General features: G+C 39.0%; 20 protein-coding genes and 1 pseudogene. 15 read left to right on the forward strand and 6 right to left on the reverse strand.

The features are described 5' to 3' along the window. Positions 1-10 precede the first annotated feature (10 nt). A complete protein-coding gene (locus ACVRZ8_RS02930) occupies positions 11-1,021 on the forward strand; it encodes a hypothetical protein (RefSeq protein ID WP_447447843.1) in 1,011 nt (336 codons plus the stop codon). A gap of 48 nt (positions 1,022-1,069) precedes the next feature. Here ACVRZ8_RS02930 and ACVRZ8_RS02935 read toward each other — a convergent pair whose 3' ends face one another. Further along, positions 1,070-3,346: a Xaa-Pro dipeptidyl-peptidase gene (locus ACVRZ8_RS02935; protein WP_447447845.1), complete on the reverse strand. Its 2,277-nt coding sequence runs from the start codon at positions 3,344-3,346 to the stop codon at positions 1,070-1,072. A gap of 128 nt (positions 3,347-3,474) precedes the next feature. Here ACVRZ8_RS02935 and gla point away from each other — a divergent pair, with 128 nt between their 5' ends. Beyond that, a complete protein-coding gene (gene gla, locus ACVRZ8_RS02940) occupies positions 3,475-4,341 on the forward strand; it encodes an aquaglyceroporin Gla (RefSeq protein ID WP_447447846.1) in 867 nt (288 codons plus the stop codon). A gap of 139 nt (positions 4,342-4,480) precedes the next feature. Here the strand turns inward: gla and ACVRZ8_RS02945 are convergent, their stop codons facing one another. After that, complete coding sequence (locus ACVRZ8_RS02945) at positions 4,481-5,152, reverse strand: CPBP family intramembrane glutamic endopeptidase (protein WP_447447847.1); 672 nt, start codon at positions 5,150-5,152, stop codon at positions 4,481-4,483. Between the two features lie 156 nt (positions 5,153-5,308). Here ACVRZ8_RS02945 and ACVRZ8_RS02950 point away from each other — a divergent pair, with 156 nt between their 5' ends. Continuing rightward, entirely contained in the window at positions 5,309-6,061 is a 753-nt protein-coding gene (locus ACVRZ8_RS02950; protein WP_447447848.1) for a CppA family protein, read from the forward strand. After that, the gene (locus tag ACVRZ8_RS02955) at positions 6,062-7,003 is read left to right on the forward strand and encodes a serine hydrolase domain-containing protein (RefSeq protein WP_447447849.1); all 942 of its coding nucleotides are present in this window, start codon (positions 6,062-6,064) and stop codon (positions 7,001-7,003) included. 6 nt (positions 7,004-7,009) lie between these two features. Here the strand turns inward: ACVRZ8_RS02955 and ACVRZ8_RS02960 are convergent, their stop codons facing one another. Continuing rightward, complete coding sequence (locus tag ACVRZ8_RS02960; RefSeq protein WP_447447850.1) at positions 7,010-7,456, reverse strand: GNAT family N-acetyltransferase; 447 nt, start codon at positions 7,454-7,456, stop codon at positions 7,010-7,012. Positions 7,457-7,668: 212 nt separating this feature from the next. On the opposite strand from ACVRZ8_RS02960, the pseudogene ACVRZ8_RS02965 reads away from it, so the two are divergent. Then, positions 7,669-7,902 (forward strand): annotated as a pseudogene (locus ACVRZ8_RS02965) (serine hydrolase domain-containing protein); the annotation flags it as partial. Between the two features lie 91 nt (positions 7,903-7,993). Here ACVRZ8_RS02965 and ACVRZ8_RS02970 read toward each other — a convergent pair. Beyond that, positions 7,994-8,545, reverse strand: coding sequence for a hypothetical protein (locus ACVRZ8_RS02970; RefSeq protein ID WP_447447851.1), 552 nt, complete (start codon positions 8,543-8,545; stop codon positions 7,994-7,996). Between the two features lie 381 nt (positions 8,546-8,926). Continuing rightward, positions 8,927-11,254 carry a formate C-acetyltransferase gene (gene pflB / locus ACVRZ8_RS02975; protein ID WP_447447852.1) on the reverse strand — a complete coding sequence of 776 codons (2,328 nt, stop codon included), beginning with the start codon at positions 11,252-11,254 and terminating at the stop codon, positions 8,927-8,929. Positions 11,255-11,498: 244 nt separating this feature from the next. Between pflB and dinB the strand changes: the two genes are divergently transcribed. The 7 genes from dinB (at position 11,499) to ACVRZ8_RS03010 (ending at position 18,884) form a co-directional block, all read left to right on the forward strand. Beyond that, entirely contained in the window at positions 11,499-12,605 is a 1,107-nt protein-coding gene (dinB, locus tag ACVRZ8_RS02980; protein WP_447447853.1) for a DNA polymerase IV, read from the forward strand. A gap of 90 nt (positions 12,606-12,695) precedes the next feature. Beyond that, positions 12,696-13,595 (forward strand): peptidase, encoded by a 900-nt coding sequence (locus ACVRZ8_RS02985; protein WP_447447854.1) that lies wholly within the window; start codon positions 12,696-12,698, stop codon positions 13,593-13,595. Between the two features lie 154 nt (positions 13,596-13,749). Beyond that, positions 13,750-14,586 (forward strand): amino acid ABC transporter substrate-binding protein, encoded by an 837-nt coding sequence (locus ACVRZ8_RS02990; RefSeq protein ID WP_447447855.1) that lies wholly within the window; start codon positions 13,750-13,752, stop codon positions 14,584-14,586. Between the two features lie 192 nt (positions 14,587-14,778). Further along, positions 14,779-15,696 (forward strand): MetQ/NlpA family ABC transporter substrate-binding protein, encoded by a 918-nt coding sequence (locus ACVRZ8_RS02995; RefSeq protein WP_447447856.1) that lies wholly within the window; start codon positions 14,779-14,781, stop codon positions 15,694-15,696. 62 nt (positions 15,697-15,758) lie between these two features. Then, positions 15,759-17,132, forward strand: coding sequence for a M20/M25/M40 family metallo-hydrolase (locus tag ACVRZ8_RS03000; RefSeq protein ID WP_447447857.1), 1,374 nt, complete (start codon positions 15,759-15,761; stop codon positions 17,130-17,132). Continuing rightward, complete coding sequence (locus tag ACVRZ8_RS03005; RefSeq protein WP_447447858.1) at positions 17,125-18,192, forward strand: methionine ABC transporter ATP-binding protein; 1,068 nt, start codon at positions 17,125-17,127, stop codon at positions 18,190-18,192. The genes ACVRZ8_RS03000 and ACVRZ8_RS03005 overlap by 8 nt, the downstream gene beginning before the upstream one ends. Further along, the gene (locus ACVRZ8_RS03010; protein ID WP_447447859.1) at positions 18,192-18,884 is read left to right on the forward strand and encodes a methionine ABC transporter permease; all 693 of its coding nucleotides are present in this window, start codon (positions 18,192-18,194) and stop codon (positions 18,882-18,884) included. The genes ACVRZ8_RS03005 and ACVRZ8_RS03010 overlap by 1 nt, the downstream gene beginning before the upstream one ends. 65 nt (positions 18,885-18,949) lie before the next feature. Here the strand turns inward: ACVRZ8_RS03010 and rsmG are convergent, their stop codons facing one another. Further along, a complete protein-coding gene (gene rsmG, locus ACVRZ8_RS03015; RefSeq protein WP_447447860.1) occupies positions 18,950-19,663 on the reverse strand; it encodes a 16S rRNA (guanine(527)-N(7))-methyltransferase RsmG in 714 nt (237 codons plus the stop codon). Between the two features lie 164 nt (positions 19,664-19,827). Here rsmG and ACVRZ8_RS03020 point away from each other — a divergent pair, with 164 nt between their 5' ends. The 3 genes from ACVRZ8_RS03020 to ACVRZ8_RS03030 all read left to right on the forward strand — a co-directional run bounded on the left by ACVRZ8_RS03020 (position 19,828) and on the right by ACVRZ8_RS03030 (position 21,894). Beyond that, positions 19,828-20,379: a LemA family protein gene (locus ACVRZ8_RS03020; RefSeq protein ID WP_447447861.1), complete on the forward strand. Its 552-nt coding sequence runs from the start codon at positions 19,828-19,830 to the stop codon at positions 20,377-20,379. A 72-nt stretch (positions 20,380-20,451) separates the two neighbouring features. Then, positions 20,452-21,348 carry a zinc metalloprotease HtpX gene (htpX, locus tag ACVRZ8_RS03025; protein ID WP_447447862.1) on the forward strand — a complete coding sequence of 299 codons (897 nt, stop codon included), beginning with the start codon at positions 20,452-20,454 and terminating at the stop codon, positions 21,346-21,348. 9 nt (positions 21,349-21,357) lie between these two features. Next, a complete protein-coding gene (locus ACVRZ8_RS03030) occupies positions 21,358-21,894 on the forward strand; it encodes a DUF177 domain-containing protein (RefSeq protein ID WP_447447863.1) in 537 nt (178 codons plus the stop codon). Positions 21,895-22,036 lie beyond the last annotated feature (142 nt).

Here is a 22,036-nt window from a genome sequence, read left to right on the forward strand (position 1 = left end):
GGAGAGACAGATGAATCAAACGAATTATGATTTGGTCGCAAACGCTATCTATCATCAAACCGATAGATTAACAGAAAATACCATCAAAAATCAGATTTTTCAGATTGAACTGGATTTGGCTAAAGCTGATTCAGTTGAAGAAAAACTTGCTTTGGAAAAACTTTTGAGATTCTATAAGGGAAAACTAGAAGAATTTAAAAGAAAGCAAAGAAACAGGAGACTAGTTACTGCTGTTTTGCTGTGTATCGCCCTGATTGGAGGTTACCTTGTTTTTCGATTTTACAGTGATTCTCAAAGTGCTCAGGCAGGGCGCACCATGTCTTCTAGCCTTAGCAGTACAAGCACGGTAACAAGTAGCGCAAGCAGCAGTACTAGCAGTTCGTCTTCGTCGGTCAATTCAGTCGTTCCTGCATCAGCTGTGGGAACATGGACGGGAACTATTTGGAATCAATCTGCTTCGCTGACGATTGCAGAAGATGGGAAAGTCACCAAGATTCATGGAAATTACACAACTATAGGCCAGATAACCTCTTATGAAGAAGTGGGAAAAAATCTTTATCGTTTTTATTTCGCCAATGATTCAGACACAAGCTCAATTGTCTTTGATCAGCTTGGCGGAATACAGATAGAATATGCTTTTGGCATTTATATTAGTGGCAATATTCTCTACACACAGTACTGGCAAAAGCCAATGGGTGGCAGTTTTACCTATACAGCAAGAACAGATGGTTCTAAAGCCCTCACCAAAAATGGCAGTGCTATTGATACTACCAAACTGACAGATGAGCAGGTGAAAGATTGGGTGCTGAGGACCTACTTTGCAAGCAATAATATTAGTAGCCGATCAGACTATTTTGTTAATGTAAAACTTTATAACAACTTGGTCTATGCCAGTGTTCGTAAAAACAGTGCGCCAGATACTAGGATTGCCCTTTACCGTGTCAATGCTGACGGTGAATTAGAAGAAGGTAACTTAGATGACACCAATTGGCATGTTGTTAGCACTTCTTATTCAGGTTAGCCTTTTAAGCTCGTTAAAAACCCATTTGCAAGTTCTTGCAAATGGATTTTATTTCTCAATCGGAAGCTCCAGACTTGAGTGGCCTAAATCAACAATCAACTGATAATCGCTGTTATCACGAATAGTATGCTCAAAATCAGTCGTATAAAGCAGCAAGCGTAATTTGTCTCCTTTGGTCAGTTTGTAAATGCTGGGCTGAAGGTCAAGGCTTAGGGTCATCCACTGGTCAGCTACAACTTCTTTAATGGTTAGCAAACCATCACGATTTTGCAGGTTAAGATGACTTTTTGTGATGACACGGTTTTTACCTGTCACCAAAGGAAGCTCACGTAAAGCTTCTTGTTTGAAAAGGCGGCCATTATCAACACTGTCAGAAGTTTTAACAGCAGGAAGAGGAGTCAGATATTTTTTATCTCCTATTTCAAGCAGCTGCACGGACAGCAGACCGCGGTTAACGGTGGATTTTAATGTTAGTTTAAGACGGCTGCGACCGTTGAGGTGAAGGTCTCTACCCAGTGTAAAATCAATACTGATGGCCTGAGCCTTTTGATCAAAAAGATCTGATTTAAACTCTTGATAATTTTTGCAGTATCTGTCGAAAGATGCCTTGTTATAATGGTTTGCAATCGTTGCCAGCTTATCCCCTAATTCGAACTTTTGATAGGTCTGACTGTCAAAATCTTCTAAGATTTGCCAAGTCTGCTCTGCTTGATTGTCCTGCCAAATGACTTTAGGTAAACCAAAACCATTAGCATAGCCCAGTAGTTTCTGACTCAGCAGGGCGTTTATACTCTCACGAAAATCGATGGACTGCCAAGCGTTCATGTAGACATGAGCTCCATGGTGAAAGAATAGGTGCTTATCAACAGACTCAGGCAGAGCGTGAAACATTTTGTAGACATTAATCGGTTTAACATTCCAATCTTGACTGCCATGGGTGAAAACAAGGGTCGCCTTTACCTTATCGGCATGCAGACGATAGTTGCGTTCATGCCAGAACTGATTGTAATCACCTGAATTGCGGTCAATAGCAGAGCTCAAATCATTTAAAAATTCTTGATAGTTGGCATTGGATCGTAAATACTCTCCCGCCAGAAGATTGCGTGAATAAGTAAATTCAGTCAAAGAATCCGAGTCTTCACCAGGGTAGTCTCCAGGACTTGTAACCAAGCCGTTTTCACGATAATAGTCATACCAAGATGAAATACCAGCTTCAGCGATAACAACTTCTAACCCCTCTACTCCGGTAGTTGCCAGAGCATTTGACATAGTTCCAAGATAGGAAAGACCAGTAGTTGCTACCTTTCCACTTGCCCAGTGAGCCTTAATATGATGGCTGCGATTAGGACTTGTAAAAGCTGTTGCCCGATCATTTAACCAATCGATAACTGCTTGATAAGCCAGTACTTGGTGATAGTCACCAGATGTCATGAAGCCATCAGAATTTAGTGTTCCGATACCTGCCACATAGACAGAAGCAATGCCTCGTGCCAGCATATAGTCATTAAGAGAGTAGGTATCTGTGTGACTAAAGTGTTCCTCTGCATTTTCAGCTTCCTCAGTTATTGGGTTTTTAGTCTGGAGAGTTGTAATGATAGGTTCTTCTAGGGTAATAGCTCCCGCTTTTTTAACAGTAAGCTCTCCTTCCATCTTGTGCGTTTTTTTATCGGATGCAGGAACATTGACACCCTGATGATAAGGACTAGCCGTCATCATAACAGGAACTTTAAAAGCAACCCTTGGCCGTAAGATAGAGACCTTAATAAGGTCTGTTTTACCATCTTTATCAGTATCAAGAGGTGTTTCAACATAAACTGTTTCGCGAATAAGAGCAGCAGTATCAAAGGTTGCTAAGCTTTTTCCGTTGAAATAAATATAATGATTGCTAATCGGAATCAGTCCCTCAGACACTAATTGGTCTATCAAAGTATTTCCGGATTTGCACCGTGTTGCCAGCAATTGATGGAGATTAGCAATACTGCCATCAAACACAATGGGGAAAGCTGTCTGTTTAACAAACTCTGCTGTATCGGTAAAATCTACAAAGGGAACAAAGCCGAGCAGCTGCAAGGCAGCTAAGTTAAAAATGTCCTTGGTCAGTTCAGCTTGAGAATGAAAGAAAGTAAGCAAATCTGTTTTCCAGTCTGCAATCCAATTTTTCAGTGCTAGGTCAGTATTGCCATGCAAAAAAAGAGCTTTTCTGATAAAAATCTCAAAATTAGTCTTGCTGGGCAAATCCGCATGAACATCAAAGCCCAATCGTTGAAGCTCCTGTTCAGCTGATTTTGCACTTACGGGAATGTAGCTGAATTGATTAAATCTCATCTAAAAAACCTTTTCAAACCTTATGGAGTATACGTTTACATTTTATAATTTTCTTTACATAATTCATTATACTTGATAAAATGGTAGATGTCTAAAAAATTGTAAAGTCGAAAGGAAACAAAAGACAAATGAATGATTTTCTTAAAGAAGCATTCACCAGTGAATGGATTTTGAAATACATCACTGAGTTTATTGCTACTGCTATTCTCGTTGCTCTTGGGAATGGTGCTGTTGCTAACGTTGAACTAAAAGGTTCTAAAGGATACAGATCAGGCTGGCTGGTTATTGGTTTTGGTTATGGTTTTGCTGTAATGATGCCGGCTTTAATGTTTGGTGATGTTTCAGGAAACCACATCAACCCCGCCTTTACCCTTGGTCTTGCTGTGTCAGGACTCTTTGATTGGGTAGGAGTTCCTGGTTATCTTGTTGCTCAATTTCTCGGTGCAATTTTGGGTCAGGCTTTGGTGGTTTGGGCATACAAACCTTACTATCTTCAAACTGAAAATCCAGATGCGATCCTTGGTTCATTCTCAACGATTTCAGCAGTTGATGATGGTTCGGATTCAACAGAAAATCACAATGCTGCGCTCTTCAACGGCTTTGTTAACGAGTTTATTGGAACATTCATTCTCATTTTTGGAGCTCTTGCTTTGACAAAAAACTACTTTGGTCATAGTATTGTTTCTCAATACGTAGCAGCAGGCTATGAATCAGAAGCAGTTTCAGGTCAATTGGCTAATGGTGCTCTTGCAGTTGCTCACATTGGTGTAGGTTTCTTGGTTGCTGCTTTGGTTATCTCATTTGGCGGACCTACTGGACCGGCTCTTAATCCTGCCCGTGACCTCAGCCCGCGTATCCTTCACCATTTCTTGCCAGAAACAGTTCTTGGTGAATCAAAATCAGATTCTAAATGGTGGTATGCATGGGTACCGGTTGTAGCACCTATTTTAGCAGGTGTCGCTGCCGTAGCTCTCTTTAACATTCTTTACCTCTAAGATAATTATTAGAAGAAGCTTTTTATAGAGCTTCTTTTTTTGTAACAATGGATCAAGAGATATAATGACTGTTAATCGCTGGAAAAATAGAAAATCTTACTTGAATGAAAGAAAAAAGCCAATGAGAAAACTCATTGACCTAAAGAAGTGAAAACAAAATAGCTAGGACACCTATGCTATTCCATAACATATGAAGCAGCATAGAGGTGTATATATTATCCGTTTTGTAGTAGAGAAAACCTAGGACAAATCCCATTCCAAAGTAAATGACAAAACTGCCCAAGTCACTCGGGCTATGCAGCCAGCAAAAAAAGGCAGAGCTGCCGAATAGGGCTGCCAGACGGTATTTCCCAAAGAGGGAGAAAATCCATCGTCTGCAAAATAATTCTTCGAAAAATCCAGCTGATATAGCAGAAATAGCTAACGGTACAAAAGGAACCATACTGAAAAGTTCATTAATTGAAGCTTGATTATCGGTGGAGCTGACTCCATTTAAGGACAAAATAATATTACCTAAGATATTGACAATAAAAATGCTGAGTAGTCCCCAAGCAATCATGCTCCCCTGCCCTTTTTGAAATTTAAAAGATTCAGGTAAGAGCTGCTGAGACCGAGCCCAATGATAGGTTACAAATAGCGTCAGCATAATAAAGAAAATAAGCAACAAACTCTGAAAAGTGGAAAAGCTCTGCTTATGTTGGTAGTTATAAATGAGCATAAGCTCCAGTACCAACCGAGAAAAAAAGGTAGCAATCAGAAGAAAGACCCCCTGATAGATAAGGATAGCGATACGTTTCAAATGTGATTTCATATTTCTATTATAGCGTAAAATTGAAAGATTAGCTTAAGAAAACTGGGAGGGAAATCCTTGGATAATTGAAAAGGAATTAAAATTCTGCTAAACCATTTGAAAAAACTTGTCAGTTGCTTCATTTTCAGATAGAATAGACTTAAGAACGGAGGCCGTATGACACAAGAATCTTTTACTTTTCAAACGCCGATTTTGCGCGTTAACAACCGACAAGATAATATTAACTTTTATCAAAATACACTGGGTTTTAAACTTTTGACAGAGGAAAATGCCTTGGCTGTTTTTACAGCTTGGGAAAATAGAAAAGCTCTCTTTGTGATTGAAGAGTCCCCTTCAATGAATTGCCGTGCAGTGAACGGCCCTAAAAAGCTTAATAAGATCGTTATTAGACTAAACGATCCAGTTGAAATTGAAAATCTTTTAGCGCGTGATGAGCATCAGGCAAAAGCGATTTATCAAGGAGAAAAAGGCTATGCCTTTGAGACCTTGTCGCCAGAAAATGACCTCTTCTTAGTGCATGCGGAGGATGATGTTACAACACTTAAGCCTGTTGAATTTGCTGATGTAGAAGTTTCAGACGATTTCAAGGGTGTTTCAGATTTCACGATTCAAGCTATCCACCTCAATGTTCCAAATGTAGAAGCCGCTCAGACTTTTTACGCCACTATTTTTGAGAATAGTTTCCCTTTGGAAATGACTTTTGTGCAAGCTCAAGGCAAAGATTTGACAGTATCTCCTGATACAACTTGGGATCTCGAAATTATGGAAGTCAAAGTAGATGCTGATTTTGATTTGGCTAACCTTCAGGCTCGTTTGGAAGAAAAACAGGTATCCAGCTACCTTGATAGTAAGGGCAGTGTTCTGGTTCTTAATGATTTAAGTAATATTGAGATTTGGTTAACAAAATAAATGGCTGATAACAAACAGATATTTACAAAAATAACAGAGCAAATTGAGGCTGACATCTACCATGGTGCCAGCCTTGCACTTTATGATGGTGTATCTTGGCGGGAAAGTTATTTTGGGACACAAGATGGCAATCTTCCCACTACAGCTGATCTTACTTACGACTTAGCCAGTGTTTCCAAGGTCGTTGGTGTGGGGACGCTTTGCATTTTTTTGATTAATAGCGGCGCTTTGAGCTTGGATAAGTCGTTAAAAGATTACTATCCAGATTTTCATGATGACAGTGTGACTTTACGTCAGCTATTAACCCATAGCAGCGGTATCAATCCTTTCATTCCCAATCGAGATAGTTTGAATGCTAGCCAGCTTAAAGAAGCTATCAATCATATTGAGGTGACTGAGGATAAAAGCTTTAAATACACGGATATTAATTTTCTCCTATTAGGCTTTATGCTGGAAAATCTTTTTAATAGTTCTCTGGATAAAATTTTTCGGGAGCAGATTTTTGAGACTTTTACTATGACCGAAACTTCTTTTGGTTCAGTTACTGCAGCAGTACCTACGATCAAGGGAGTTTCGGCAGGAACAGTTCATGATCCTAAGGCGCAAGTTTTGGAGATTCATGCAGGATCGGCTGGCCTTTTTTCAACAATAAAAGACTTGGAACGCTTTGTTAATCACTATTTAGCAGATGAATTTGCAGCTGGCTTAAGTCAGAATTATTCTCGGTCTAATAAAGAACGTTCGCTGGCTTGGGATCTACAGGGAAAATGGCTGCTACATACGGGTTACACAGGCACCTTTATTCTGCTGAATATCGAATATCAGCGCGCAGCTATTTTTCTTAGTAACCGTACTTACGAAAAAGATGAACGTTCTCAATGGATAAAAGATAGGGATGAGCTTATATCTATCATTAAGGAAGTGTTACTAAAAAATGATTAGCAGATGCTAATCATTTTTTAGATATTTTTCCACTGTAATGTGCTGAATTCCAGCCTCTTCGAATACCTCACCAATTTTTTGGTAGTTATTTCTAGTATAGAAGTTGTAAGCAGAAATCTGAGCATGCAAGGAAATTTTTTGGAAACCCTGCTCTTTTGCGAAATCTTCGGCTGCCTGCAGAACCTTTCGTCCAAGTCCTTGTCCTTGATAATCGCCAAGAACGGCCATACGCTGTAGGGTTACCGTAGTTTGATCGCTGTTAGGCAGCAGACGGCAAGTAGCGGCAGCTTTGCCATTGTCATCATAAAGAACAAAATGAATGCAATGTGCTTCATCACTGTCTACTTCAATAGAGTGAGGAACTCCTTGGCCAATGACAAAAACTTGGTTACGAATGCTAACAGCATCTAGGTAAGTTTGTGAAAGTGTATCTCTGGTTTGTTTGATTATCATAAACTTATTGTAGCGTAAACAGCCGCCTTGTCAAGTCGAATCATTTATGAGATAAAGAAGCGCAAAAGGAGGAAGGTATATAACTATGCAGAAAGATTTTATCAGGTACTTGAGCACGAGAGTGTGGTTGCTATTACCTCTTGGAACGGAGAAGAACCTATGTTAGCAATACTTGGAACAGCTATCTCAAAGTGACGGAGGATGAGCAGAATCTAGCAGATGAATTTGCAGCTGGCTTGAGTCAGAATTATTCTCGGTCTAATAAAGAACGTTCGCTGGCTTAGGATTTACAAGGAAAATGGCCGCTACATACTACGGGTTATACGGGCACCTTTATTCTGCTAAAGATTAAAAATTAGCGTGCAGCTATTTTTCTTAGTAACCGTACTTACGAAAAAGATAAACGTGCTCAGTGGATAAAAGATAGGATGGGCTTATTGCAGTAATCAAAGAGCAATTAGGAGTGAGATGTTACGATGTTTTCTCACTCCTATTATTTTGACAGTCTAAAAGCAAGGACTGTTAGTTATTTTTCAATTAGGTTTCCTGCAGGGTGATGTGAGGTGTTAAGGTTTGCAGTTGTTGTAAGAGTATATTGATATTGCCGTTAATGTAAGTGATTTCGATCTGAAGGGGCTCTTGTACAGACCTAGAGTTGACAGTTAGGTAGAAGTAGTAAGGTCTAGTGAGGATGCCTGTCCGATTCATATGGATAAAAGGTAGGGGAGAGAAATTCTGGAACTGGAGAGGGTATTTGCTTTTTGTGACAATGATCGAATCGATATCTTCCCATCTAAATTGATAATCCTGTCCTCTTTTATTGATCATAAGCCTCTGATTATCTCCCCTGATGAGAGGATGTGAACTGCCGCGTTTGATAGCAGCCGTGATGAGGATAATCACACCGCTGATCAGAAGGATAGCAGGCAAAAGAAAGAAAGTCCAAGATAGTCCAGATCCAGTAGATGATAAAAGAAAGCTAAAGAAGGCCGTAAATACGAACATTGGCAGAGAGACAGAGAGTAATAGGATAGCAACGATCAAAAAGAAAGGAGATAAAGTTTTTTTTACTTGATATTCAAATAGCATAAGTTATCCTTCCTGTTATGTTAGTTAATTTATAGTAATTATAACATGTTTAAGCAGAGGTGCTTTCTTTTGCTTGAAATGATAAATAGATGTAATAACTTAGTATTCTTTATTTCATCTTTAGGATAAATTGAATGTAATACTTTTTAGAATTCTCTTATGTTGATCGGAATGAGTCGGCCTTTATCTTAGAAATTTGAGGTAGCGTATTGTGAATATAAAGAAATTTTCACCCATTGAATTTTAATAAAGCCTGATTTATTAGCCTAGCTTTGCTTATGCCGTGAGACAAAGCAAAAAAGGCTTTGCCGAGAGCGAGAGGGCGCTGCCCCATTAGTGGGGTGCAGTACCAGAGTGGCAAAGCCTTTTTTTATTGCAAATTTACGCTTGACCTGAAACGGCTTCAGCTGCATCGTCCATTGAAAGCACTTCATGGAAGACACGTTGTGTCAATTCAGTTTTTTGTTCTTTTGTAAGATATTTCGTGTTAACACAGTATCCAGAGATACGAACAATAACGTCTTCACCATTCATAATCTTGTCATAAACATCTTTAAGATCCATAACGTTCAAGTTAACGTGTTGTCCACCATTTTCAAAGTAACCATCAAGGATTGTTACCAAGTTATCAACTTGTTCATCACGCGTTTTACCAAGAGCACGTGGAGAAACTTGAGTTGTGAGTGAGATACCATCTGCAGCATAAGCGAAGTCAAGGCTTGCCAATGAATTCAAGTTTTGCAGCCAGCCACCGCGAGCTTTGTTAGATGGGTTAGCACCTGGTGAGAAGAATTCAAGTTTAGAAAGGTTTACAGTACCATCTTCGTTGAGGTATACTCCTTTGTGGACTGGAGAGTTACCAGTTTGTTTAGAGTAAGCAACGTTTGAAGTGATGGTAAGAAGCGATACAGTAGCCTCAGCGTTCTTATAAAGTTTGTGACTGCGAAGGCGAGTTGTATAAGCTTCAATTAGCCATTCAGCCAATTCGTTTGAACGCGGATCATCTTCACCCCAACGTGGGTAGTCACCAGTTGTTTCGTAATCGTAGATGTAACCATCTTCGTCACGGATTGGTTTAACAGTAGCATACTTAATTGCTGACAATGTATCAACAGTGTTAGCAAAACCACAGATACCGAATCCCATGTTAGCGCGTTGGCGTGTTGGCAAGAAGGCCATTTGAACAGCTTCGTAGTTATATTTATCAGTCATGTAGTGAATGATATTAAGAGCATCTACATAAGTGTCAGTCAGCCAATCAAGAGATTTTTCAAAGTTAGCTTTAACAGTATCAAAGTCAAGGACTTCATCGCGAACAGGTTCAATGTCAAATACTTTGTAATCTTTATGCACATCGTCATAACCACCATTAAGACCTGTAAGAAGGGCTTTGAGGACGTTTACACGAGCACCGAAGTATTGGATGTTGTGACGTTGTTCTTCATTTTCTGGGTCAAGCGGTGATACACAGCATGAGATACATGACATTTCACCGTAACCATCTTTAGCCATTGTTGTCACACCTTCGTATTGGATTGAAGAGTGTTTGTGTGACATTGACATACAGTAGCGACGGAATGAGTAAGGCAATTTGTCAGTCCAAAGAACTGTCAAGTTTGGTTCTGGAGCATTACCGATGTTATCCAAAGTGTTCAAGAAACGATAATCCATCTTGGTAACACGATGGCGTCCGTCAGCACCCATACCAGCCATAGAAGTTGTGATGAAGGTTGGGTCACCTGAGTAAAGTTCATCGTAAGCTTTAGTACGTGCAAATTTAACTGTACGAAGTTTCATAACGAAGTCATCAACGAATTCTTGAATTTCACTTTCAGTGAATGTTCCGCGAGCAAGGTCACGTTCTGCAAAGATATCAAGAACGATTGGCACACGTCCAAGAGAAGTAGCGGCACCATTGATAACACGGCAGACAGCCATGAAAGCAATATTTACCCATTGGATAGCTTCTTTAACGTTTGTAGCAGGTTTGCGAACGTCAACACCGTAAAGGTCACCCAATTTAACAACTTCACCAAGTGCTTGGTATTGAAGATTAACTTCTTCACGAAGGCGGATTGATTCTTCGTCAATTTCTGTGATAGCGTTCCAGTCATTGACTTTTTCTTGCATGAGGTAATCAGCACCGTAAAGAGCAAGACGCGCATAAACACCGATAATACGTCCGCGTGAGTAAGCATCTGGAAGACCAGTTACAGTGTGAGCGTGACGTGCACGACGGATGTTGGAAGTATAAGCACGGAAAATACCGTCATTAACAGTAGTAACGTATTTTGTAAAGATTTCATGAACTGCTGGATCTGGTTCATAACCATTTTCCTTCATAGCAGTTTCAGCCATACGGATACCGCCTTTTGGCATGAAGTTCAATTTGAACAGTTCGTCATTTTGAATACCATAAATCAATTCATCTTCTTTTGAGATGTAGCCGGCAGGAATGTCAGCAATTGATGTTGGACGGCTGTCGTATGGGAAACGAGTAGCTTCATAGCCAGCTTTGGTTTCTTCTACGATTTTTTTAATTTTAAGTGAACGTTCAGTAGCTCCGGCTAAAAAGCTTTCGTCACCGTCATAAGGTGTATAGTTTGCTTGTACAAAGCGAGAAACACTAGCTTTTTCTTTCCAGTCAGTTCCTTTAAAGCCTTCCCAAGCTTTTTCAAAAACATCTGTGTTAGTTTTTACAGTTGCCATAATGAATTTCCTCTTTCTAGTAACAACTATCTGTTACATTTACGATTATATCTTATCATACAGTAACCGTTTCCACAAATAAAAACTAAGTCTGTAAGCACTTTCTTTTATAAAACAGTTTCTTAAAAATCCCTAACTGTTTTATAAGTTTTAGATAGTCATGTAATTTGATAAAATAGAGACTGAAACCATAAAATGTTGTTTAATGTTTTTTTGAAAATACAAATGAGAGAAAGGAGGTTTTATGCTGGAATTTCCGCTTATTAATGATACAAGCCGAAAAATTATTCATATTGATATGGACGCTTTTTTTGCCCAAGTGGAAGAGCGTGACAATCCTAATCTTAAAGGCAAACCAGTCATCATTGGAAGTGATCCCAGATTAACGGGTGGACGCGGTGTGGTCTCTACCTGTAATTATGAAGCTAGAAAATTTGGGGTGCATTCGGCCATGAGTTCAAAAGAAGCCTATGAACACTGTCCTCAGGCTATTTTTATATCAGGTAATTATAGCCATTATCGGGAAATAGGCATGCAGATTCGCGCTATTTTTAAACGCTATACGGATTTGGTAGAGCCTATGTCAATTGATGAAGCCTATCTTGATGTTACTGTAAATCAATTAGGTATTAAATCTGCGGTAAAAATTGCTAAGCTAATTCAGCATGACATCTGGCGGGAGCTAAATTTGACCTGTTCAGCAGGTGTCTCTTACAACAAATTCTTAGCCAAATTAGCTTCGGATTTTCAAAAGCCAGCAGGATTGACCGTAATATTGCCAGAAGATGGGCAGAGCTTCTTGGCAGATTTACCCATTGAAAAATTTCATGGTGTTGGTAAAAAATCTGTTCAGCGTCTGCATGATATGAACGTTTATACTGGCAGAGATTTACTTGCTGTTTCAGAAATGGTTCTAATAGATCAATTTGGACGTTTCGGTTTTGATCTTTACCGTAAGGCACGAGGGATTTCTAATTCTTCTGTTAAACCGAACCGTGTCCGCAAGTCTATTGGCAGCGAGAGAACCTATGCTAAATTGCTTTATCAGGAAGAAGATGTAAAAGTTGAATTGTCTAAACATGCCAGACGTGTTTCAGAAAGTTTAATAAAGGCAGATAAAGCCGGTAAAACAGTAATGATTAAGGTCCGCTACTCAGATTTCGCTACTTTAACAAAACGAACCAGCCTTGACAAGGCAACTCAGGATTTTGACAAGATAGAAGAAACAGCCCATGCAATTTACGATAGTTTAGAAGAAAACCCTTCTGGCATTCGTTTGCTGGGGGTCACCGTTACAGGCTTGGAAGATTCAGAAGGAAAACAGTTAGAACTAACTGAAGACGATTATTAATGCTAATCGTGAGCAACTTGCTAAATTATTTTCTCTGTGTTACAGTTGAAATAGCTTTTAAAATTAAGAAATTAAAGAAGAGGAAGATTAATGAAAAAATGGCTTAAAATTTTAGGGATTGGATTATTTGCTATGACTGTCTTGGCAGCCTGTTCCAGTAAATCGTCAAAATCACCAGAAAAATCAAACAGTGAAAAAATAAAAGAAGCGGCACAAGCTGATGCTGAAACCTTATTAAATACGATGCTGGGGAAATCAAGTAATGGCTTTGCGGATCTCTATGGTTATAATTATGAAACTTGGACAGAAGATAAGGTTTTTGAAGAGCAAACAAGAGATATAATTGAAGAAGATGGTTACACTCCTGAAGAGAATTATACTTATTATTACATCAGTGGTTATGATGCACAGACACCAACTCAAGTAATATCAACCTTCTTAACGACCCGCCGAGATATGATTGCTAAAATTCAAGAATATAAGACAGTGGATGTAGAAGTAAAAAATAACACTGCAACAGTGACTTTCACTTCACGTTCTATTAGTGGTTTAGGAGTAGCAAATATCTGCCGCAACCTCCTTTTACAATTATACGACAATGATCTTGGAAAGTTAGGGCGATTTAATAAAGCAGGCGCAAGCGATGAAGATACCCAAAAGGCTAAAAATCTGATAACCTATTTCTTGTTTGGGCAAACCTTTCAGGGAAATTTCTTGCAATTTGATGATATTGATAAAGAGTATTCTTATACACCTTTGACAGGCGATGAAACTTTGGAAAAATCGTTTAAGCTAACTAAAGATGATAGCGGTCATTGGACAATCTCTCCGGATGATTACAAAACATTAGTGTCTGATTTAGTAGATCAAAAAGAGAGTTCCAGTCAGGCGATTTATGCAGAGCGCTATTATGGAGATGTCTCTAAAGAAAAATCTGAAGACTCTTCAAACGACAGCTCACAAAGCGGTTCTGAATCAGATGCAGATTAGTAAAACTGGTAGCTTTGCTATCGGTTTTTTTCAATGCAGAAATTTTTGTTCGTGATAGAAATTTTTTATCACACTGATAATTTTTTAGTATTAGTTAAGGCTTGTGAAATCTGCTACAATATAGTCATTATTATTTTCAAGGAGAAATGTATTTATGAAGATTAAAAAGATTCTTGGAATAGCAGGAATTGCGGCAGCCTCGGTAGTCCTTTTAGCAGCTTGTTCTTCTAGCAAGGACAGCTCATCTGAAAAGGAAAAAGTTGTTTTTGCAACTTCGGGAGCAACAGCGCCGTTTGCTTATCAAGATGATAAAGGTGAGTTAACTGGTTTTGATATTGAGGTTGCTAAAGCTGTCTTTAAGGATTCAGATAAATATGATGTAGAATTCAAGAAAACAGAATGGTCGTCAATTTTTACAGGGCTTGATTCAGATAAATACCAAATGGCTGGTGTTAATATTTCCTATTCGGAAGAACGCGCTCAGAAATATTTGTACTCTTATCCAACAGGGGCGACTCCATCAACACTTGTTGTGGCAAATGACAGTGATATTAAGTCTTATGATGATATTGGTGGTCATTCAACTCAAGTTGTCCAAGGAACAACAACTGCTACTCAGCTGGAAGAATACAATACTAAGCATTCAAATAACCAAGTTGAATTGAATTATACAAACGAAAATATTACCCAAATCCTAGGTAACTTGAATGATGGAAAATATGATTTCAAGATTTTTGATGCTCCAACAGTTAATTCAGTTATTAAAGATCAAGGGTTGACGAATCTTAAAACGATTGAGCTTGAATCAGCTGAACAGCCATATATTTATTTCTTATTTGCTGATGGTCAGGATGATCTTCAAAAGTATGTAAACAAACGTATCAAAGAACTTTATGATGATGGTACGATTGCTAAACTGGCAGAGAAATATCTTGGCTCTGCGGATTACATTCCAACCAAGGAAGATTTGAAGGTTCCAACAGGTAAATAAATAATAGAAGGGAGGCCAAGCCTCTTTTCTGCTTTTATGAGAAAAAAGAGCTGTTTCTATCGGAAAGGTTATAAAAAACAGCTCTTTGCTATAGTTTTTAGCTATATATTTATACAATTATAAACAATTTGATTCATGATAGTATTCATGGGATAATGCTATTATCAGATTTAATGAAGAAAGAGGTAACTTATGAAATTAAAGAAAATTCTTGCAGTTGCTGGTTTGGTGATTGCTTCGACAGTAGCTCTGGCAGCTTGTGGCGCTTCAAAGTCTTCTTCGGATTCAAACGGTGACCAAAAGAAAACCCTTCGAGTTGGAATTATGACGCTGGATGATGCGACAGAACCTGTCTGGGATCATATTGTTGATGCAGCAGCAGATAAAGGTATTACGATTAAACTGACTGAATTTACAGATTACAATCAGCCCAATGAGGCTCTTCAAAATGGTGAAATTGATGTCAATGCCTTCCAGCACGTTTATTTCTTGAACAATTGGAATTCTGAAAATAAAGGTGATTTGGTAGTGGCTGGAAATACACTTCTTAGCCCGATTCATCTTTTCTCAGGAACAGACTCAGACGGTTCTGCCAAATACAAAGATGTCAAAGATCTTCCAGATGGTGCCACAATTTCTATTCCTAATGACGGGACTAACGAAAGCCGTGCTCTAGTTTTACTTCAGGCAGCAGGATTGATTAAGCTTGATGTCAAAGATGGCGAATTAGCTACCATTAAAAATATTACTGAAAATAAGAAAAACTTAGATATTCAAGAAATTGACGCATCTCAAACTGCACAGACTCTTACTTCTGTTGATGCTGCCGTGGTTAATAATTCTTATGCTCAATCCGCTAATGTTGATTATGATACGACACTTTATCAGGAAGATACCTCACAAAATTTGTCTGATTGGGTCAATGTCATTGCAGCTCAGAAGGATTGGAAAGATTCTGATGTAGCAGATGCCATCAAGGTTCTTCTTGATGTTTATCAAACTGACGAGACAGCACAGCTGATTTACGATTCATCAAATAAAGTTGACCTTCCTGCTTGGGATGGAGCTCCGACTCAAAAAGAATTGGCAGCTGATTCAAAGAAAGATTAATAGCAATTTAAGTGATAGAATAGGCGTGTGAAAGCACGTCTTTGTCGTATTAAGGAGAGACTATGACATTTTCAACTGATGAACTGCAACTTAAAAAATTCAGAAATGACGAGACTGCTCAACATTATTTTGAGGTTTTACGTACATTAATTTCTAAAAAATCCATCTTTGCTCAAGGAATTGGCTTGGCAGATGTTGCAGGTTATTTGGGTGAGATTTTCGCTGGTGTTGGAGCTGAAGTGACAATTGATGAGACCTACACGGCTCCTTTTGTTATCGCTAAATTTAAGAGTCCTAATCCTAAAGCCAAGACCATTATTTTTTACAATCATTATGATACTGTGCCAGCAGACAGCGATCAGCCTTGGACAGATGATCCTTTTAAATTAACGGTTCGTAAGGGATATATGTACGGCCGCGGTGTAGATGATGATAAAGGGCATATAACAGCCCGTTTAACGGCCGTACGCAAGTATTTGCGAGAAGAAGGAGACTTACCTGTTAACGTCACTTTTATAATAGAAGGTGCTGAAGAATCAGCTTCTACTGATTTGGATAAATATTTGGAAAAGTATAAGGCAGACTTGCTGCCAGCGGATCTTTTGGTTTGGGAACAGGGCAGCCGCAATACACAAGGGCAGCTGGAAATCACTGGAGGAAACAAGGGGATCATCACCTTTAACTTGTCTGTTGAGTCGGCCGAGGTAGATATTCATTCTAAATATGGGGCAGTTATTGAATCAGCTTCTTGGTATTTAATCAACGCTATTTCCAGTATGCGAAATCAAAATGGCCGTATTCTGATTGATGGTATTTACGATCATATTGCTGAGCCAAACGAGCGAGAGCTTGCCTTGGTTGAATCTCATGCGATTGAAAATGCAGGGAGTCTACGTAAGCTTTATGGCTTGAAATTACCAGTTCTTGAAAGTGACCGTCGTTCTTTCTTAAAAACCTACTATTTTGAACCTGCCTTGTCTATTGAGGGACTTTCAACAGGCTATCAGGGGCAGGGTGTCAAGACAATCTTGCCTGCGCAGGCATCAGCTAAAATGGAAATGAGGCTAGTGGCAGGTCTGACCCCTCAATACGTTTTAGAATGTATTCGTGAGCATCTTAAAAAAGAAGGCTTTGATCGCATCAAAGTTACCTATACTTTAGGGGAAAAATCTTATCGCAGCGATATGTCTGCGCCAGCCATTCTCAATGTCATCAAACTAGCAGAAAAATATTATCAAGATGGCGTGGCTGTATTGCCAACGGCCGCAGGAACTGGCCCAATGTACATGATCTATGAGGCTTTAGGTGTGCCAATGGCAGCCTTTGGTTTAGGAAATGCTAACAGCCGTGATCATGGCGGTGACGAAAATGTCAGTCTAGCAGATTATTATACCCATATTGAATTAGTTAAGGAGTTAATCGCATCTTATGAGTAATGTTATTATCAACTTAGAACATATTGACATCACTTTTCATCAAAAAAATCGAGTTATTGAGGCTGTAAAAGATGTTTCCATAAAAATTGACAAGGGAGATATTTATGGAATTGTGGGCTATTCCGGAGCGGGGAAATCCACACTCGTACGTTCTATAAATCTTTTACAGATACCAACAGCTGGAAAAATTACTGTGGGGGATGATGTGATTTTTGAGAATAAAGCTGTTTTGCTTCACGGCTCTGCATTGCGGCAGAAACGTCAAAAAATAGGGATGATTTTTCAGCACTTTAATCTTATGGCACAAAAAACAGCCTATGAAAATGTTGCTTTTGCTTTGCGTCATTCTCACCTGAGCAAAGAACAAAAAGATCGAAAAGTTCGGGAACTGCTGGATTTAGTTGGTTTGGCGGACAGATCAGAAAATTATCCCGCTCAGTTGTCTGGCGGTCAAAAACAGCGTGTTGCCATTGCCCGTGCTTTGGCCAATGATCCTGAAATATTGATTTCTGATGAAGCAACATCGGCTCTTGATCCTAAAACGACCAAACAGATTCTTTCCTTGCTTCAAGATTTAAATAAAAAGCTGAATCTGACGGTTGTTATGATTACCCATGAAATGCAGATTGTCAAGGAGATTTGCAATCGTGTGGCGGTTATGCAAAATGGTCAGCTCTTGGAAGAAGGATCGGTTTTAGATATTTTTTCAAATGCCAAAGAAGATTTGACTCAGGAATTTATTGAAACAGCAGCTGGAATCGAAGATGCTCTTGATAAAATCAAAGCACAGCCTCTGGTTCAAGAACTTCCCAAATCAGCTCTATTGGTTCAGCTTAAATATGCAGGTGCTTCGACTGATCAGCCGCTTCTGACCCAAATTTATAAGAATTTTGGGGTATCAAGCAATATCCTCTACGGGAATGTGGAAATCCTAGAAGAGACACCTGTAGGAGAGCTTGTTGTCGTGCTTGACGGAGACACAGATAAGGTTTTACAGGCTCAGTCTGCTATTGAGGCAGCAGGTGTTGATTTAACAGTGCTTAAGAAAGGAGATCGTTAATGGAAAATTGGATTTTAGAACATTATCCGGATATTTACAGAATTGGGATGACAGGGCCTAATTCTTGGCCGGATGCTATTGTAGCAACGCTTTATATGACGAGCATTTCTTTCATTATTGGCGGTCTTTTAGGACTTGTCATGGGGCTTTTTCTGGTTTTGACAGGGTCTCGCGGTGTTCTTGAAAATAAAACAGTCTTTTGGGTTTTAGATAAAATTACTTCAGTTTTTCGCGCGATTCCTTTTATTATCCTGTTGGCATTGCTAAAAAGTTTCACTTACTTTATTGTGGGAACTAATCTGGGAATGTCGGCTGCTCTAGTGCCTTTATCAGCAGCAACTTTTCCTTTCTTCGCTCGTCAGGTACAGGTGGTTTTATCGGAAATTGACAGTGGTGTTATTGAAGCAGCCCAAGCTTCAGGAGCTACTCCTTGGGATATCATCAAAGTTTATTTGTCTGAAGGTCTGCCTGAATTGATACGTGTGTCTACTGTGACCTTAATTTCGCTTGTTGGTGAAACGGCTATGGCTGGGGCTATTGGTGCAGGTGGTTTAGGTTATATTGCGATTTATTATGGTTATAATCGTTCCAATTTTGATGTTACTGTTTTGGCTACGCTTTTACTATTAATCTTGATCTTCATCATTCAGTTTGCAGGAGACTTCTTGACACGCCGTCTGCGCCATAAATAAAAAAACTGGCATAGCCAGTCTTTTTAGTTGACATCATCACTGCCAGAAACAGCTGTTTGGCTTTTCTAAAGAGGTTTCTTATTGGGCAGACCAGGTTTTCGAGGGTATTTATTAGGTGTTTCTTTTTTCTTAATAACAACCGTTATGTTACGACTGTCGCCATTAGGGAGCTCATAAGTATAGCTTTCCTCTGCTTTTGAAAATAGCATAGCCAGCGCATTTTTGGCATCAGCCAACTCTTTATCTGCAGCAGCAGCTTTGAGGGCGATGAGCTTGCCTCCTACCTTTAAAAAAGGAATAGTCAATTCAGCCAAGACTTGCATGCGGGCTACCGCACGAGCTGTCACGAAATCAAAGCTGGCGCGAAAATTGCGATCTTGTCCAAAATCTTCTGCTCTGCCATGGTAAAAATGAACCCCATTTAGCCCTAAATCCTCGGCCAAATGATTTAGAAAGTTGATGCGTTTATTGAGAGAATCAATAATAGTTACGTCAATCTCAGGGCATAAAATCTTCATAGGAAGACTTGGAAATCCAGCTCCAGCGCCAATATCCAAAAGTCGAAGAGGCTGATTGGGAATTTTTCCTTGAAGAATTGGGACTGCAGAATCATAAAAGTGTTTAAGGTAGACATCATTCTTGTCAGTAATAGCAGTCAAATTAATTTTTTGATTCCACTCAATCAGTAGTTCGAAATAGCGTTCAAATTGTCTTTTTTGTAAATCGCTGAGCTTAAATCCCTGCTCTGTCAAAATATTATAAAAATCAGTAGGTGTCATTTATTCTCCTTTAATGTGCTTTTATTTTATCATAAACTAAGAAGCTGGCAAATAGAGAGTAATCTTCTCCTTACTGAGCTATAGCCTTTTCTTTTGTAAACGTTAAAAAACTGCTATAATAGTACTAGCTTTAGAAAATACGATCTTTTAAAAGGAGTTTAGCCATGTTTTATATTATTTCAGTAGTTGTTGCTGTTTTGCTTGTTTGGGGTGTGGTTGTCTACAATGGTTTGGTTAAAAGCCGTATGCAGACTAAGGAAGCATGGAGTCAGATTGATGTTCAACTCAAGCGCCGCAATGATTTAATTCCAAACTTACTTGAGACCGTTAAAGGTTATGCATCTTATGAGGAAAAGACTTTAGAAAAAATAGCAGAACTGCGCACGCAAGTTGCCAAGGCTCAGACACCGACTGAGACGATGCAGGCCTCAGATGCCCTTACCAAGCAAGTATCAGGTATTTTTGCGGTAGCTGAAAATTATCCAGATTTAAAAGCCAATAACAGCTTTGTCAAATTACAGGAAGAATTAAGCAATACCGAAAATAAAATCTCCTATTCACGTCAGTTATTCAACTCAACTACTTCAAACTACAATATGAAACTTGAGACCTTCCCTACCAGTCTTATTGCAGGTATCTTTGGCTTTAAACCAAGTCAGTTTTTGGAAACACCAGCAGAAGAAAAGGAAGTTCCAAAAGTATCTTTTGATTTCTAAATGTCTTGAAATGCAATAATAAAAAATATCACAGTGCGGTACTAGTAGTGCCGTATTTTACTCAGGAGTTATATGTTATACAAGCAAATTTCCAGCAATAAACGTAAAACCATTATTTTACTTATTGTCTTTTTTCTGATCTTAACAGCCATCGGAGCAGCAGCAGGCTATCTATTTATAGGGAGTCTTGAATTAGGAGCTGTCTTAGCACTGATTATTGGTTTTATTTACGCAGTCAGTATGGTTTTCCAGTCAACAAATGTTGTGATGGCCATGAATAAGGCGCGCGAGATTACGGCAGATGAAGTGCCAGATTACTACCATATTGTTGAAGATATGGCAATGGTAGCACAGATACCTATGCCGCGTGTCTTTATTGTTGAAGACGAATCGTTAAATGCATTTGCTACAGGTTCTAGTCCTGAAAATGCAGCTGTCGCGGCGACAACAGGCTTACTTGCAGTTATGAACCGATCGGAACTAGAAGGTGTTATCGGCCACGAGGTTAGCCATATCCGCAATTATGACATTCGGATTTCAACAATAGCAGTTGCCCTAGCTAGCGCAGTGACTTTGATTGCCAGCATTAGCGGACGCATGATGTGGTTTGGAGGCGGTCGCCGCCGTTCAAACGATCGTGACTACGGTGGCTTAGGTGTGCTTATTCTGCTTTTCTCTATTTTGTCTTTAATTCTGGCTCCTTTAGCAGCAACGCTTGTTCAATTAGCCATTTCACGTCAGCGGGAGTATTTGGCAGATGCCAGTTCAGTAGAGCTAACGCGAAACCCACAGGGAATGATTAATGCTTTGAAAAAACTAGATCAGTCTGCGCCGATGCAGCATCATGTGGATCAAGCCAGCGCAGCACTTTATATTAATGATCCTGATAAAAAAGAAGGCGGGCTAAAATCATTATTTTACACTCACCCTTCAATTTCAGACCGTATTGCTCGATTAGAAACCATGTAAGGAGACAGTATGTTACATCTTGCAGAAATAAAAAAAGCTCCAGAGGGGATCGCTTTTTCAAATAACTTAGATATTTTAGAGTCTATCAAAGATCGTTATAATCAGATACTGGATTTGACAAATGCAACAGCTGTTGGTCAAGCAGTTTATGAAGATGGTTTCTATCTTCTGGATTATCAATTAAGTTACCAAATCACCTTGCCCTCCAGCCGTTCATTAGAGCCTGTAAAGTTAGTCTATAATTTTCCGGTATCAGAGACATTTATAGAAGCGGATCAAGTATCTTCAAACAAAGAACTGGTGGATGAGGATCTAGTTCTCATTTTAGAAGAAAATGTCATTAATCTGGAAGAAAGTGTTATAGATAATATTTTATTGAATATTCCTTTAAAAGTGCTGACAGAGCAGGAGGAAAATGGTAAGATTAATCTATCTGGAAATGACTGGGAGGTATTGACAGAAGAAGACTTTGACCAGCTTCAGCAGGAGAAAAAAGAGAGTAACAGCCCGTTTGCACAGCTAGAAGGTTTATTTGACCAAGATTAAAGGTGAATTTTTAAACTTTAAAAATGTTTGACAATTTTAAAATCATATAGTATTATAGATTTAGGAATTGTTTTTAACATTTATCTTACTTAGGATAAATTAACAGACTTTTTTAGGGAATGAAAGTCTAAAAATATATTGG

It is taken from the genome of Streptococcus dentiloxodontae (assembly GCF_053206925.1).